Raw genomic sequence first — 13,785 nt, forward strand, 5'->3', positions numbered from 1 at the left:
TATGTTTCGAGCATATATATTATTAGGTTTTACAATATTAATTGCGCAGCTTCATATTTCTGGTAACATTACGAAGTATATCAATATGAAGTATGCCTATTTATCAACAACAGCAGCAATTATTTTAGGTTTCTTAACGATTATACAAATTATCGTCGTTTTCCAAAAAGAGCACCAAAAGGAAAAAGAGAAAAATGATTGCAGTTGCGACCATAGCCATTGCGGGCATGATCATTCAAAAGATGAGAATACATGGTGGAAAAAAGCATTTTCGTACTCATTGTTTTGTTTTCCAATTATCTCAGGGTTATTTTTCCCAATTGCGACGCTAGATTCGGATATTGTTAAAGCGAAGGGCTTTCACTTTCCTGTTGCACAAGCAGAAAGTAAGGATCCATTTATGACAAGACAATTCCTAAGACCTGATACGAGCATTTATTACGGGAAAGAAGGATACCGCGGTGTAATGGAAAAAGGGAAGAAAGAGTTTGTTACGAAAGACAATATTAATTTGAAAGATGAAGACTTCCTAAAGGGTATGGAAACAATTTATAATTATCCTGGCGAGTTTACTGGGAAAAAATTATCTTTTAAAGGGTTTGTTTTTAGAGATGATTCTTCTAAAAAAGAACAATACTTCTTATTCCGTTTCGGTATTATACATTGCGTAGCAGATTCTGGTGTGTATGGTATGTTAGTGAAAAAACCAGAAGGCGTAGAGTGGAATAATGATGACTGGATTCAAGTAGAAGGAGAGATAACTACTGAGTTTTATCAGCCGTTTCATGCGAATATTCCTGTATTAGAAGTAACAAAATGGAATAAAGTTGAACAGCCGAAAGAACAATATGTATTTAGAGGAGCCGATTGATAAAATCGGTTCTTTTTTGTGGACTAAAAGTTCTGAATGTTGTTAATATTAAACGTGTAGTTCATTTAGTATAGTGATTATTGAAATATTAGGGATAGATCATTAAAGGGGTGATAACAATGACAGAAGTAAAGGGGAAAACAGCCAATGAGTCAAGGGTGTTCAAAACGAGCCGAGTCTTCCCAACAGATTTAAATGATCATAACACGCTATTTGGTGGGAAGATATTAGCGGAGATGGATATGGTTGCTTCTATTTCAGCATCCAGACATTCAAGAAAGGAATGTGTCACAGCATCTATGGACTGGGTCGATTTCTTACATCCTGTTCGTTCTTCAGATTGTGTTAGTTATGAATCTTTCGTAATTTGGACGGGAAGAACTTCGATGGAAGTGTTTGTGAAGGTAGTGGCTGAAGATTTAATTTCAGGTGAGAAGCGTATAGCGGCAACGTCATTCGTTACTTTTGTGGCACTTAGTAAGGAAAATAATCCAGTTCCAGTACCGCGTGTTATCCCTGAAACCGAAGAAGAGAAAGAATTACATCGTATTGCTGTGTTACGTGCAGAACAGCGTCATATACGTAAGGCAGAGAGTAAGAAAGTAGCCACATTGTTAACCTTTTGAGATGAATATTTAGCCATTTAAGTTACTATAGCAGTCGGAAATGGTTTTAAAATGAAAAGCGGACACCTAAAAATAGGTGTCCGCTTTTATAGTTTTTTCATCCACATATCATATGACAGTAGCTACTTAGCAGAAGCAAGCAGCACCGACGATGATTAAGAGGATAAATAATACGACTAATAGCGCAAATCCATTACCATGTGCGAAGCCCATTGTTATTTCCTCCTTTTATTTTAAGATACAACATACAATATGCAAATGAGCTATTGTTTGATATGGACATATATCATGCAATGACATATTTTCTTGAATGATAATGTAATAAAAAAGGGAAGATATAGAAATAACAGTAAGTGGAGAAAGGAATTTATCCATGAAGCACTTTTTCGCTATAATCCTTTGTTTAATAGGTGTATTCATTTGGATGAACATCGATGTAGAAATGGGGAAGGAAATGGCTAGTGAATATGAATTAGGACAAGTTCGATTAGGTGAATTTCAACTATATACGAACGGTGAAGAGTTATATAGAAAATTATTTGAGGATATAAACGATGCAGAAAAATATATATATATCCATTTTTATATTGTAGGAAAAGATGAAATAAGCCAAGAATTTTTACAGTTATTAGAGAAAAAAGCATCTAGCGGAGTAGAAGTGAAATTGTCAGTCGATCGGATAGGTGGATATAAGCTGAAGAAAAAGGTAATTAGCCGATTAAAGGAAAACGGTGTGAAGTTTACATTTAGTAAAAAACCGAAACTGAAAAATGTGTTCTATTCTTTGCATCAACGAAATCATAGACGTATTGTTACGATAGATGGAAAGGTATCATACGTCGGTGGCTTTAATATCGGAAAGGAGTACCTTGGACAAGATCCAAAGTTTGGGCCATGGCGTGATTATCACGTGCGTATCCATGGTGAGGGTGCAGCGGATATGGAAAGAAAGTTCGCCGAAGATTGGAAAGAAGATACAGGAGAAAAAATGCCTATACATGAAAGTATACCTACATTAGGGAATATAAAATATCAATATTTATTTTCAAATGGAAAAGGCTTATGGGAAAAGTATGGGGCACTTTTAAAAAAAGCTAAAAAGTCTTTAATTATAGCTACACCATATTTTGTACCAAGTAAAGAAATGGTGAAAGAGTTAAAAGCTGCATTAAATCGTGGTGTTAATGTGAAAATTCTCGTGCCATTTAAAAGTGATGCCATATTGTTAAAACAAGCTGCCTATCCATATTTGAAAGATATGTTACATGCTGGAGCGGAGATTTATCAATATCGAAATGGATTTTTTCATGGGAAAGTAACAATCATAGATGGAGAAATTGTTGATATTGGGACAGCGAATTTTGATAATAGAAGTTTTTATTTAAATTGCGAGTCTAACTGTATCATATATGATAAAACAGTTGTTGATGAAGTATGGAGTCGATTACAGGTAGACTTTCATAAATCAAAACAATTTTCTGAAGAAGATTTTGAGGAAATTAGTAGATGGGATTGGTTTTTAGCAAGAATAGCGAATGTTTTAGCATCATATTTATAGTATATGGACAAAAGAGAAGGGAGGCGCTTTAATGGACTGTATGAAAGAATTAATGAGATATAGTTATATGCTAATATACAAGGTTGGAGAGTATGCTGGAAAGGTCAGAGACGAAGAATTAAAAAATCTATTACAGCACCATTTACCATATATGTTACAAGCATATAATGAACAAGTAAATTTTCAAGAAGGAGAGAATGTGCAACATATAACCTGTGAAACAACGGAGTTTGATTTGCATGAAATGGAAAAGGAAACAGTTAGTAAATATACAGGGGATATTCATATTGCAACCAGTTATATTGCGCACTTGAAACGATTAGCTTTAAAGTTTGCTCAAGTTGCAGTGGAAGTTGCTAATCCAGAGTTTCGCTCATTTTTGGAAAATTGTTTCCTGAAAATGAACCGTTACGCTTATAGTGTGTGGCAATATGTTATGAAGAAGGAATATAAGATTACACATCTATATGAAAATGAAAAGTTTGCATGAGAAACTAAGGCGAAATGGTATGCGCCTTAGTTTTTTTACGTCCATTGAGAGAAAAAACTAGTTTTATTGTGTATCGATTGGAAATGAAATATATAAATTAAAATTAGGATTTGTTATCAGAAGATTTACAAAAATTTACCGTATATTTACTGTTTTTCAATCTCTCCTTTAAAAATAGAGAGTAATATGAGGTTGTACATATTCTATCACAAGGAGGAAACGCAAATGAATAAATGGGTTAAATCATTAACTGCTATGGCACTTGCAAGTTCTTTATTAATGGTAGGTTGTAGTAAAGGTGAGGACAAGAAGAAAGAAGACGACACAACAACACAACAAGAGGATAAAAAGGATAAAGAAACAAGCGGAACCGAGAAGTCTACTGATTCTAAAGAAAAGAAATAAAGTAATAAAAAAGCTTCCTCTCATATATGAGGAAGCTTTTTTGTTGTAAATTGACTGAGATTATTGAAAAATAGAAAGAGAATGAAAGAGGGGGAAAACAAATGAAAGTATGTATATTGGGAGCAACAGGACGAGTAGGTTCAAACATAATTAATTTAGCATTAAAGGATTCAGCTGAAGTGACTGCATTAGCGCGTGATTTAAATAGAATAGAAATACAACATGAAAGGCTACGAGTGATAGAAGGTAATGTATTGAACGAAAATGATATAAAGAAAGTGATAGAAGGAAGCGATATAGTAATTAGTGCACTTGGAACGGATCAAAATGGAACATTAGGGAAGAGTATGCCACAAATCATTAAGCAAATGGAAGAAGAAGGGGTTCGTAGAATCATAACAATAGGAACAGCTGGTATTTTACAAGCAAGAACAAATCTAAATTTATATCGTTTTCAATCAACGGAATCAAAAAGGAAAACGACAACGGCAGCGGAAGATCATTTGGCTGCATATAAAGTACTAAGTAATAGTAATAATTTATGTTGGACAGTTGTTTGTCCGACACATTTAATAGATGGTGAGGCGACAGAGGTATATCGAACTGAAAAAGATATATTGCCAGAGGGTGGATCAAAAATTACAGTGGGTGATACAGCACACTTTGCATGGGATCTATGTAAGAAAAACATATATGAAAATAGTCGAGTAGGTATTGCATATTAAAAAAACCATCCCGAAGTCGGGATGGTTAAAAGATGATATAACACAAGAAGATGATAATCATAATGATTTGGAGAATTGCTTTCGCTACTGTACTGCTTAAAAAACCAACTACAGTAGCGACTCCAACTAGAAAGGCATCTTTTGGCGCTTTTTTATGCACTAGTTCTGTTATAAATACTGATAAGAACGGTATGATAATAAGTCCGAATGGCGGGAAGAAGAAAGATCCGACAATGATAGAAATCATTCCGACACGTTCGCCCCATTTAGAACTACCGTATTTTTTTAAGAAATATCCATTTGCAATAAAATCAGCAACGAAAATGAAAAGAGTGAAAATGACTTGAATAATCCAAAAAGAAGTTGTTAATTCGCCTCCATTTATACCGAAATGGTAAATCAAATATCCAGCCCAGACAGCTAGTATGCCAGGGATAATTGGATAAATGAAGGCGAGAAATGAAACAATGAAACAGGCAATGATACAAATTGTTAATAAAACAGTCACTTTATAGCTCCTTTTTAATATCTAGTTTATGTACAGCAACTTTTTTGACTTGATGTCCATCAAGTTCTAATACTTTAAATTGAAAACCAGCATATTCAATGGAGTAGCCAGCTTCAATATTTAAGTCAACTGCTTGAGAAAGAAGCCATCCTCCGATTGTATCTAAATCACTATCATCAATATGTAGGCCAAACATATCATTTACTTCAGAAATAAGCACCTTTCCATCTAAAACAGTAAGCTTAGGTGTACGCTTTTCAATCATAGGTGATTCATCCGCATCGAATTCATCTTGAATTTCTCCAATGATTTCTTCAAGAATATCTTCCATCGTTAAAAGTCCAGCAGTACCACCATATTCATCCATAACGATTGCCATCTGAACGCGATTTTTTTGAAGGTGGACTAATGTTTTACGAATTGGAACTGTTTCAAATACAGTTAGAACAGGATGTATATAAGATTCAAGTGGTTTATAAATACCTTTCGTTTGATCATGGAATACTTCTTTCGTATTGATCATCCCAATGATATCATCTTTATCTTTTTCGATAATTGGATAGCGTGTATATTTTTCAGTAGCGACGATATCCATATTTTCTTCTAACGTATTTTCAGTAGATAAGCAAATCATTTCGGTACGAGGAACCATAATTTCTTTTGCAACTCGATCATCAAATTCAAAAATGTTATTTACATATTTATATTCGGTTTGGTTTATTTCACCGCTTTTAAAACTTTCACCTAAAATGAGTCGCAATTCCTCTTCAGAATGAGCAAGTTCACTTTCTTTCGCAGGTTCTAATCCGAGTAATTTTGTGAAAAATATAGCTGTACTATTGAGTAGCCAAATGAATGGGTACATAATTTTATCAAATAAAATAAGCGGTCTTGCAAATTTGAGTGTGATTGCTTCTGCTTTTTGAATTGCGAAAGACTTTGGAACTAATTCACCTAATACAACGTGGAAAAAGGTAATAACACTAAAGGCAATAACAAAAGATAAAGTGTTAGCCATTGTTCCAGTAATATTAATTTTTTCAAAGAGCGGTCGTAGTATATGCTCCACAGTTGGTTCACCAAGCCAACCAAGCCCTAAAGAAGTGATTGTAATTCCGAGCTGACAAGCTGATAAATAAACATCTAAATTAGATAGGACGCTTCTTGCAGCTAAAGCTTGTTTATTACCTTCATTTGCAAGTTGGTCAATTCGACTTTTTCGTACTTTTACAACAGCGAATTCTGATGCAACGAAAAAGCCAGAAATAAGAATAAGTACAAAGATGAGAAAAATATTTAATATGTCCAAGCGTGTTCTCCATTCCAAGGTTTGGAATAAAGATGTCACCTCCTGCAATTATGTTATACTTTTATAATAAATCCAAATGAAAAGAATAGTCAAAGGAAAAGGGTAAATATTGGTATGTTTCTGTAATAGTTTTTGAATTTGCTGTTATTTTGTCCGCTATACAAAAGGAATAACCCCCTACTTTTAGATTATAGAGGGTTATTTTAAATTAAGGTTTTGGAACACTTCTCGTTAAAGTGTATGACTGTTGCTTGGAGTAGTTTGTGGTCCATAGTGTTTGAAGGAAAGAAAGTATGCTATATGGGATATAGAGTAGTAATAAGCCGATTGTAACAATTATGGGTGAATTTCCGCCAAATTGAACGATAAATTGTAACAGTCCATTTGCATGAAAAACGCATTCCATAAAAACGAATGAAAGAATAATGGAACCTAAAATTGATTTATGATTCGAAGTAAGCGCCAAAAACAATGTATCCACAAGAAAAGAATCATGTTTTAGTTCATATTCATTTGTGTTTTTTAAGAAAGGAATCCATTTTTTTACTGCTTGCATAACGATAATCATGGAAGTACTACATACGATGATAAATGATGAGTAGTAAGGAAGGTTTATAAATTGTGCGATGTATAGAAGTAGTAATAAGACTGAACATTGTAATACTACAGTGCAAAAAGAGTAAGGTATCCATTTCAATACAGTAGTAAACTTTTTAAACGAGTTAGGTACTTTGAAAAATAAATGGCCGATACCCAAACTTATGAAAAATCCGATCGCAAGGGTAAAAGTAAAACGAACAATCGATATAAAATATATTTCCCATATGTAAGGGAATAATGGTGTTGAATGATTAGAAGTATGTATCATTTGGTTTGCTGAGAAAAAGATAGATTCATGCATCCAATCAACCTTTGGAATTGATATAGAAGAAAGCTGTGCGAAGTTTTGAAAAATGCTAATAAATCCATTTTGATAAGAATAATTGTGTGTAATAAAAAGAGCTGGAATAGGACTTATGGCAAAAATAACAATAATACCAATTATAAATTTACATATATGTGAGCGTAATAAGGACATATAACCACCTACTCTTAGAATATTCAGAAAATTCTTATTCTTATTTTAGCTTTTTTTGAAAGAAGTTACAATATATTTTTCATTCAGTAATTCAGAGAGAAGATTTGATAGCAAAAATATGCAAGTGAAGGATTCATGAATAAATTATGACAAGAAAATGAATAATTTTCAGAAAAATAAAATAAATTATTTATTTTTTTCTGAAAATATAATATAGTTATGGCACAGAAAGTATTTTAACATAAGGAGGCTATTTATGAGGATTAAAGGGAATTACGTACCGAAAAGGGAAGTTTTACTGTGCTCAAGTTCGATTACGATAGGGGAAGCGTTAGAGCATTTAAATAAAACGGGGTATCGTTGTGTACCAGTTTTAGATGAAAAAAAAGAGAAATTTTTAGGGAATATATATAAAGTAGATATTTTAGAATATAAAGGATCACTTGATGAGAGTGTAATACAATTATTAAACGATAAAGAAGGATTTGTGAGAGAAGATTCATCTTTCTTTAAAGTATTTTTTACAATAAAAAAATTGCCTTATTTATCAGTAGTTGACGAAAAAGGGGTTTTCCTTGGAATTTTAACGCATAAAAAAGTTTTTGAGTTATTAGAGGATGCATGGGGTGTTCACTCTAGTAAATACTCTGTCATGATTGGAACGCAAGACTATAATGGAGCAATCCAAAAGTTATCGACAGTTTTAAAGAAATACACTGGTATTCAAAGTTTGATGACTTTTGATAATGATGCCTTATTAGTTCGTAGAATTATGTTTACATTAGGAGAAGAGTTTAACGACGGTGAATTAGAGACATTATTGAAAGATTTAGAAGATCACGGATTTAGAGTTGTGTATGTGGAAGAGATGAAAAATCCACGTGAAGTTGAAACGATAGAGTAACATACAAAAGCCATCTAAATTATATTAGATGGCTTTTGTATGTTACGTGTATAAAGTTATTTGAAAATAACGATTGAATAATAGGTGAGATTATAACAATATTTGTGTAAGAGAATAAAAAATGTAGATAATTTCGATTTTCAAAAAAATCAATTTGAAAATATGTTTTTATTTTGCAACTAAATATGTTACTATATGTGTGATAAAAACAAAGAGGTCTGACATCTACACTCCGCGTAATAACACTCTAATGATTTAAAAATTCAAAAAAATCAAAATTCAAAATAATAATTGTATTAATGATTAGAGTAAAAATAAGGGGAATGGAGAAATTATGGAGAAAGACACTGCTTTGTAAGGGGCATATTTTATCATCTTGAGCAGAGAGGAGGATGCATAGCATATTGTAAAATATAGAGATAAACAATGAAAAAGTGCTATGCAAATGAAGAGCATGAAGGGACGTTTAAGGCCAGGTGATACGGTAGCAATTGGTTTAATGCTATTTGCATTATTTTTAGGAGCAGGAAATTTAATTTTTCCGCCAGTTTTAGGTCAACAAGCAGGAGAGAATGTTTGGATTGCTACAATAGGATTCCTTGTAACGGGAGTCGGATTACCCCTACTAGCTGTAACAGCTGTCGCGTTTGTAGAGGGGGACTTGAAAGCGCTATCTTCTAGAGTCCACCCTATATTTGCGTTTATTTTCCCATTGATTAGTTATTTAGCAATTGGACCATTTTTCGCGATTCCTCGTACTGGAGCTGTTTCGTTTGAAATGGGTATGAAGCCTTTTTTATCAGAGGCAATGGTTTCAGAGTGGTACATGCTATTTCTTTTCACGATAGTTTTCTTCGGAATAACGTGGTATTTATCATTAAATCCATCTAAATTAGTGGATTGGTTCGGAAAGTTTCTTACACCATTATTAGTATTAATTGTGGCTGTTATTGTCGGAAAGGCAATTATTGATCCAATTGGAGAGCCAGCTGCGCCGTTAGCTGCTTACAAAGAAAATGCTTTCTTTGGTGGATTTATTCAAGGATATTTAACGATGGATGCAATTAGCGCGCTCGTATTCGGAATTGTCGTTGTACAAGTTATCCGCTCTAAAGGGATAAAAGAGAGTAGTCAAATTGCAAAAATAACAGTAGTATCAGGTATTATCGCTGTACTTGGTTTAACGTTAATTTATTTATCGCTTGCTTATCTTGGTTCAACAAGCACATCACTTGGTATCTCAGAAAACGGTGGTCTTATTTTAACGAATGTTGTAAATGAGCTATATGGGACGAGTGGTAAAATTTTATTAGGGCTTGTTATTATACTCGCTTGTTTAACAACTTCTGTTGGGTTAACATCTGCGTGTGCGGGTTTCTTTACAAACTTATTCCCAAAACTTTCGCATAAAACGATTGTAACAATGGTATGTGTATTTAGTTTAATTGTATCTAACCTAGGTTTAACACAATTAATCGCAGTAACATTACCTGTGTTAATGATCATTTATCCAGTTGCCATTGTATTAATTGTACTTTCGTATTTCCATAAGTGGATTGGGAAGCGTAATACAATTTATATTGGAGCTATTTTAGGTGCATTGTTAATTAGTTTCTTTAACGGTTTAGAAAGTGCGAAAATTAAAATTGACGCGATTTCTAATGTACTACAAATGTTACCGTTATATAACGAAGGAATCGGATGGTTAATTCCATCATGTATTGGCGGGATTCTCGGTTTCTTCTTCTATAAATCAAATGAATCAAGTGAATTACAAAAGAAAGGTGCTTAGGCACCTTTCTTTTTTTGAAGGGGATTTTTGTATTTTGTCTAAGTAATAATTGGGGGGGAATGATAAATGGCTAATTTTGAAGATTTTTTAAATTTGGATTTGAGAATTGGAACTGTAATACATGCAGAGGAATTTAAAGAAGCGAGAGTACCAGCGATTAAACTAGCAATAGATTTTGGAGAAATCGGGATAAAGCAGTCAAGTGCTCAAATTACGAAAAGGTATAGTCCAGAAGATTTAATCGGTCAACAAATCGTTGCTGTTGTAAACTTTCCACCAAAACGTGTAGCTGGATTCAAATCAGAAGTACTTGTGCTTGGTGGTGTTCCTGAAGCTGGTGATGTTGTGTTACTTCAGCCTAATATGGAATTGCCAAATGGAACAAAAATTAGCTAGGGTGAAGGTAGGGGCTAATATGGATATCGGACGAGAATATTTGCAATGTGCGATTTCGAACTTTAAAGCAACAAAGAAACAAGGGGAGCGGGCACTTTCTCAATTATCATATGAACAAATACAATGGTCTTCTCATGAAGAAACAAATAGTATAGCGATTATTATTAAGCATCTTCACGGTAATATGCGTTCTAGATGGACGGATTTTTTAACGTCTGATGGTGAAAAAACAGATCGTAATCGAGATGGTGAATTTGAAGGATGCTATCACTCAAAAGAAGAAACCCTTATAGCTTGGCAAGAAGGATGGAAATATGTTTTTAATACGATGAATACTTTAACGCCGGAACACTTATTGAAGACGGTATACATTCGAGGTGAAGCACATACTGTCATGCAAGCAATTGAAAGGCAAATTGCTCATTATGCATTGCATATTGGTCAGATTATATACATTGGGAAGATGTTAAAAGAAAATGAGTGGGAATGTTTAAGTATTCCGAGAGGTCAGTCTGCGCGTTATGTAGAGAAAAAACGTTCAACATAATAATAAGAAAGAAACCGATAAAAAATGGGAAAAAAGAAAGTCAGCCAAATAATAGATGGTTCTGTAATCATAAGAATACTGCCAAAAATAAGTCCATATATAATAAGAAAGGAATTGAAAAGTGTATTCACAGGGAGAAATCGTGAGATGAACACTTGCTGTCGTTTAAAACAATCACTGTGAAATAAATAAAAGCGGAAGTACCATGTGGCTGTAATAAGATCTTTCTTTTTCATAATTCTTTTTTTGCATGTATGACAGATAAATGGTGGTTGCATTTCATTACGCTCCATTTTTTATTTTCATAATAATGTGAGACAAAAGTAGGTACAAAGTGTATGTTCCTATATACGCTCCTGCAATAAGGAAAAATGGATTCAGTAAAATTCCATGAATGCTCGTCATGAAAACTAAATCTTGTATTAAAACATCGTATATATTAATGGAAATAATTATACCGAGTACATACAGTGCCAAGTACGCAGAAATATGTAGCACAATAGAGATTTTTGGTTGCTTAGCGGACAAATAAAAAATGAATGATAGAGCGATTGGTAATATTCCTATTAATAGCTTCAATTCATTTCACCTCATTAACAATATAGCCGAAATTTTAACGGTCTATTCTCTAGGGCTTGTACATAACTTGAAATAGAGAGGTGATAGTATGAATCGGGGCTTTTTTTTATGAAGTTTACAAGTATGCGTAAGTTAGTTTTATTTGTTATTACTACAATGCTAGCGTACTTTTTTTCTTATTAGTATGATGGTAACCTCTATGAAAGAGACAAAGTCAACGTATTTATATAATTGGTTAAATGAGTTATCGATGAATGGTTACATGTATGTACTTGGAAAAGAGAATCATTATTTTACACAGGAGTATCGAAATTTGAATCAAGATTTTTCAATTTCTTCTTTTCTCTTTTCTATGGCTACAAATATTCGCTTTAATGATGTACGCAGTTTCGTCGGGAAAGAGCTCCCGGGGTTTGGTAAGTACGATACAGAAATTGTTATTGCGGGTGAGGGTACAAATTATTCTAACTTACCGATAGAGTCGAGTGTTCCTCTTGAAGAAGTGGTGAAGGAACGGACTAGTGGAACTGGACAAGTACCTAAACAAGATACGAGTAAAGAGAAAAAACAGCCGTCTCAAACGACTGGGAAGAGACAAGTTGCGTTTATTTATCATACACATAGCTGGGAATCTTATTTACCTTTACTTAACTTAACGAATGACCCGAATCCGAATAAAGCAACGAGTTCTGTATCGAATATTTCTATATTAGGAGATCGTTTCCGTGAACAACTAGAAGGTGAAGGGATTGGAGCTACTAACGATAAGAGTGATGTTGGTCAAAAGTTAATAAGTAAAGGTTTAAACAGTAATAGTTCGTATAAAATGTCACGAGAAATTGTGCAGCAAGCTATGGCTGGAAATAAAGATCTTCAATACTTTTTTGATTTGCATCGTGATAGTGCCCGAAAGAATGTAACGACAAAAACAATTGGAGATAAATCATATGCAAAGCTTGCATTTGTAGTAGGGAAAGGAAATAAAAACTATGAAAAAAACTTACAATTAGCGACAGCTTTACATGAGGCGATTAATAAGAAATATCCAGGAGTGAGCCGTGGGGTCATTCAAAAAGGGTTCCAGACAGGAAATGGAATCTATAATCAAGACCTATCAGGACAAGCGATATTAATAGAAGTTGGCGGTGTAGATAATACAGAGGAAGAATTGAATCGATCAATTGATGCACTTGCTAAAGCATTTGGTGAATATTTTTGGCAGGCAGAAAAAGTGAATGGATAAAGTGAAACGTGAATTAGCCAGGACATCTATCGATAATTATTAGCGCACTTCAATCTTGAAAAAACGTAAGTGTAATGCTTGCGTTTTTTCTTTGTAATGGTGAGACGTCACAGAATAGACATAATTTGTCGTTGTTATAGTAATATCGAAATTTGTCAATTTATAGTAGGAGATTTACAAAGGAATTTTCGGGAAAGTAGAGAAAATCTTTTTATAAGGAAAACTTTTTATTATGAAACTGGTAGGGTGATTGAAGTGATTAGGGAAATCGAAATAGAAGATGCAGCATCATTTTTGCAATTAAGTAAGCAATTAGATGAAGAAACGAAGTTTATGCTATATGAACCAGGAGAAAGGAAAACTACAGCTGAGCAACAAGAAAAAATGATCCATCGATTTATGGAAAATGAATATGCAACAATATTTGTAGCAGTTGAAGATGAGAGAATAGTAGGTTTTATATTAGTGAATGGAAATAACATTCAAAGAAAGAGGCATGTGGCAAGCATTGTAATTGGTATTTTGCAAGAGTATAGCGGGCGAGGTATTGGGACGAGATTGTTTAAAGAGGTTGAGAAGTGGGCAAAATTACATGATGTATGGCGTTTAGAATTAACAGTAATGGCCCACAATACAAGAGCTCAGGCACTATATAAAAAAGCTGGATTTGAGAAAGAAGGTGTCAAAAAAGCTGCTCTTATTATCGATGGAAAGGGCATCGATGAGTATGAAATGGCCAAATTATTAAAATAAG

At 33.6% G+C, this 13,785-nt stretch carries 17 protein-coding genes and 1 pseudogene; 12 read left to right on the plus strand and 6 right to left on the minus strand.

Features of this window, described 5'->3' with window-relative positions:
- Position 1: 1 nt before the first annotated feature.
- Together HMPREF1014_RS10255 and HMPREF1014_RS10260 are read left to right on the plus strand one after the other, a co-directional pair.
- On the plus strand, positions 2 to 871 hold the full coding sequence (locus HMPREF1014_RS10255; RefSeq protein ID WP_000488043.1) for a TIGR03943 family putative permease subunit: 870 nt from the start codon (positions 2 to 4) through the stop codon (positions 869 to 871).
- Between the two features lie 119 nt (positions 872 to 990).
- A complete protein-coding gene (locus tag HMPREF1014_RS10260) occupies positions 991 to 1,497 on the plus strand; it encodes an acyl-CoA thioesterase (RefSeq protein ID WP_000141164.1) in 507 nt (168 codons plus the stop codon).
- Positions 1,498 to 1,623: 126 nt separating this feature from the next.
- Here HMPREF1014_RS10260 and HMPREF1014_RS29830 read toward each other — a convergent pair whose 3' ends face one another.
- Entirely contained in the window at positions 1,624 to 1,710 is an 87-nt protein-coding gene (locus HMPREF1014_RS29830) for a YjcZ family sporulation protein (RefSeq protein ID WP_000505094.1), read from the minus strand.
- Between the two features lie 160 nt (positions 1,711 to 1,870).
- Here HMPREF1014_RS29830 and cls point away from each other — a divergent pair, with 160 nt between their 5' ends.
- The 4 genes from cls to HMPREF1014_RS10280 all read left to right on the plus strand — a co-directional run bounded on the left by cls (position 1,871) and on the right by HMPREF1014_RS10280 (position 4,675).
- Entirely contained in the window at positions 1,871 to 3,055 is a 1,185-nt protein-coding gene (gene cls / locus HMPREF1014_RS10265; protein WP_009326844.1) for a cardiolipin synthase, read from the plus strand.
- Between the two features lie 31 nt (positions 3,056 to 3,086).
- Positions 3,087 to 3,545 carry a spore coat protein gene (locus tag HMPREF1014_RS10270; protein WP_000340542.1) on the plus strand — a complete coding sequence of 153 codons (459 nt, stop codon included), beginning with the start codon at positions 3,087 to 3,089 and terminating at the stop codon, positions 3,543 to 3,545.
- A 225-nt stretch (positions 3,546 to 3,770) separates the two neighbouring features.
- The gene (locus tag HMPREF1014_RS10275) at positions 3,771 to 3,950 is read left to right on the plus strand and encodes a hypothetical protein (protein WP_001045960.1); all 180 of its coding nucleotides are present in this window, start codon (positions 3,771 to 3,773) and stop codon (positions 3,948 to 3,950) included.
- Between the two features lie 101 nt (positions 3,951 to 4,051).
- Positions 4,052 to 4,675, plus strand: coding sequence for an NAD(P)-dependent oxidoreductase (locus tag HMPREF1014_RS10280; protein WP_000861653.1), 624 nt, complete (start codon positions 4,052 to 4,054; stop codon positions 4,673 to 4,675).
- Between the two features lie 25 nt (positions 4,676 to 4,700).
- Here HMPREF1014_RS10280 and HMPREF1014_RS10285 read toward each other — a convergent pair whose 3' ends face one another.
- The 3 genes from HMPREF1014_RS10285 to HMPREF1014_RS10295 form a co-directional block, all read right to left on the minus strand.
- On the minus strand, positions 4,701 to 5,183 hold the full coding sequence (locus HMPREF1014_RS10285; RefSeq protein ID WP_000217334.1) for a DUF456 domain-containing protein: 483 nt from the start codon (positions 5,181 to 5,183) through the stop codon (positions 4,701 to 4,703).
- A 1-nt stretch (position 5,184) separates the two neighbouring features.
- Positions 5,185 to 6,492, minus strand: coding sequence for a hemolysin family protein (locus HMPREF1014_RS10290; protein WP_000353738.1), 1,308 nt, complete (start codon positions 6,490 to 6,492; stop codon positions 5,185 to 5,187).
- 208 nt (positions 6,493 to 6,700) lie between these two features.
- Positions 6,701 to 7,570, minus strand: coding sequence for a hypothetical protein (locus tag HMPREF1014_RS10295; RefSeq protein ID WP_000055261.1), 870 nt, complete (start codon positions 7,568 to 7,570; stop codon positions 6,701 to 6,703).
- 256 nt (positions 7,571 to 7,826) lie between these two features.
- On the opposite strand from HMPREF1014_RS10295, the gene cbpA reads away from it, so the two are divergent.
- The 4 genes from cbpA (at position 7,827) to HMPREF1014_RS10315 (ending at position 11,209) form a co-directional block, all read left to right on the plus strand.
- Entirely contained in the window at positions 7,827 to 8,474 is a 648-nt protein-coding gene (gene cbpA, locus HMPREF1014_RS10300; protein WP_001220526.1) for a cyclic di-AMP binding protein CbpA, read from the plus strand.
- A gap of 454 nt (positions 8,475 to 8,928) precedes the next feature.
- Positions 8,929 to 10,266 carry a branched-chain amino acid transport system II carrier protein BrnQ4 gene (brnQ4, locus tag HMPREF1014_RS10305; RefSeq protein WP_011110049.1) on the plus strand — a complete coding sequence of 446 codons (1,338 nt, stop codon included), beginning with the start codon at positions 8,929 to 8,931 and terminating at the stop codon, positions 10,264 to 10,266.
- A gap of 66 nt (positions 10,267 to 10,332) precedes the next feature.
- Positions 10,333 to 10,662, plus strand: a complete 330-nt coding sequence (gene csaA / locus HMPREF1014_RS10310; protein WP_001263017.1) for a chaperone CsaA — start codon at positions 10,333 to 10,335, stop codon at positions 10,660 to 10,662.
- The gene (locus HMPREF1014_RS10315; RefSeq protein ID WP_000435828.1) at positions 10,643 to 11,209 is read left to right on the plus strand and encodes a DUF1572 domain-containing protein; all 567 of its coding nucleotides are present in this window, start codon (positions 10,643 to 10,645) and stop codon (positions 11,207 to 11,209) included. The genes csaA and HMPREF1014_RS10315 overlap by 20 nt, the downstream gene beginning before the upstream one ends.
- On the opposite strand, the gene HMPREF1014_RS10320 is transcribed toward HMPREF1014_RS10315, so the two are convergent.
- Together HMPREF1014_RS10320 and HMPREF1014_RS10325 are read right to left on the minus strand one after the other, a co-directional pair.
- Positions 11,182 to 11,487 (minus strand): hypothetical protein, encoded by a 306-nt coding sequence (locus tag HMPREF1014_RS10320; protein WP_033682818.1) that lies wholly within the window; start codon positions 11,485 to 11,487, stop codon positions 11,182 to 11,184. The two genes, HMPREF1014_RS10315 and HMPREF1014_RS10320, sit on opposite strands and share 28 nt — an antisense overlap.
- A 4-nt stretch (positions 11,488 to 11,491) precedes the next feature.
- Positions 11,492 to 11,788 carry a hypothetical protein gene (locus HMPREF1014_RS10325; RefSeq protein WP_000770736.1) on the minus strand — a complete coding sequence of 99 codons (297 nt, stop codon included), beginning with the start codon at positions 11,786 to 11,788 and terminating at the stop codon, positions 11,492 to 11,494.
- 108 nt (positions 11,789 to 11,896) lie between these two features.
- Between HMPREF1014_RS10325 and spoIIP the strand changes: the two are divergent.
- Both spoIIP and HMPREF1014_RS10335 read left to right on the plus strand, forming a co-directional pair.
- Positions 11,897 to 13,031, plus strand: a pseudogene (gene spoIIP / locus HMPREF1014_RS10330) (stage II sporulation protein P).
- A 255-nt stretch (positions 13,032 to 13,286) separates the two neighbouring features.
- Positions 13,287 to 13,784, plus strand: a complete 498-nt coding sequence (locus HMPREF1014_RS10335; protein WP_000617574.1) for a GNAT family N-acetyltransferase — start codon at positions 13,287 to 13,289, stop codon at positions 13,782 to 13,784.
- Position 13,785 lies beyond the last annotated feature (1 nt).

The sequence above is a fragment of the Bacillus sp. 7_6_55CFAA_CT2 genome (assembly GCF_000238655.1).
GTDB classification, from domain to species: domain Bacteria; phylum Bacillota; class Bacilli; order Bacillales; family Bacillaceae_G; genus Bacillus_A; species Bacillus_A cereus.

Coding starts and splice junctions, on each gene's coding strand:
- HMPREF1014_RS10255 (WP_000488043.1), top strand. CDS start 2: ATGTTTCGAGCATATATATTATTAGGTTTTACAATATTAATTGCGCAG.
- HMPREF1014_RS10260 (WP_000141164.1), top strand. CDS start 991: ATGACAGAAGTAAAGGGGAAAACAGCCAATGAGTCAAGGGTGTTCAAA.
- HMPREF1014_RS29830 (WP_000505094.1), bottom strand. CDS start 1,710: ATGGGCTTCGCACATGGTAATGGATTTGCGCTATTAGTCGTATTATTT.
- cls (WP_009326844.1), top strand. CDS start 1,871: ATGAAGCACTTTTTCGCTATAATCCTTTGTTTAATAGGTGTATTCATT.
- HMPREF1014_RS10270 (WP_000340542.1), top strand. CDS start 3,087: ATGGACTGTATGAAAGAATTAATGAGATATAGTTATATGCTAATATAC.
- HMPREF1014_RS10275 (WP_001045960.1), top strand. CDS start 3,771: ATGAATAAATGGGTTAAATCATTAACTGCTATGGCACTTGCAAGTTCT.
- HMPREF1014_RS10280 (WP_000861653.1), top strand. CDS start 4,052: ATGAAAGTATGTATATTGGGAGCAACAGGACGAGTAGGTTCAAACATA.
- HMPREF1014_RS10295 (WP_000055261.1), bottom strand. CDS start 7,570: ATGTCCTTATTACGCTCACATATATGTAAATTTATAATTGGTATTATT.
- cbpA (WP_001220526.1), top strand. CDS start 7,827: ATGAGGATTAAAGGGAATTACGTACCGAAAAGGGAAGTTTTACTGTGC.
- brnQ4 (WP_011110049.1), top strand. CDS start 8,929: ATGAAGGGACGTTTAAGGCCAGGTGATACGGTAGCAATTGGTTTAATG.
- csaA (WP_001263017.1), top strand. CDS start 10,333: ATGGCTAATTTTGAAGATTTTTTAAATTTGGATTTGAGAATTGGAACT.
- HMPREF1014_RS10315 (WP_000435828.1), top strand. CDS start 10,643: ATGGAACAAAAATTAGCTAGGGTGAAGGTAGGGGCTAATATGGATATC.
- HMPREF1014_RS10320 (WP_033682818.1), bottom strand. CDS start 11,487: ATGCAACCACCATTTATCTGTCATACATGCAAAAAAAGAATTATGAAA.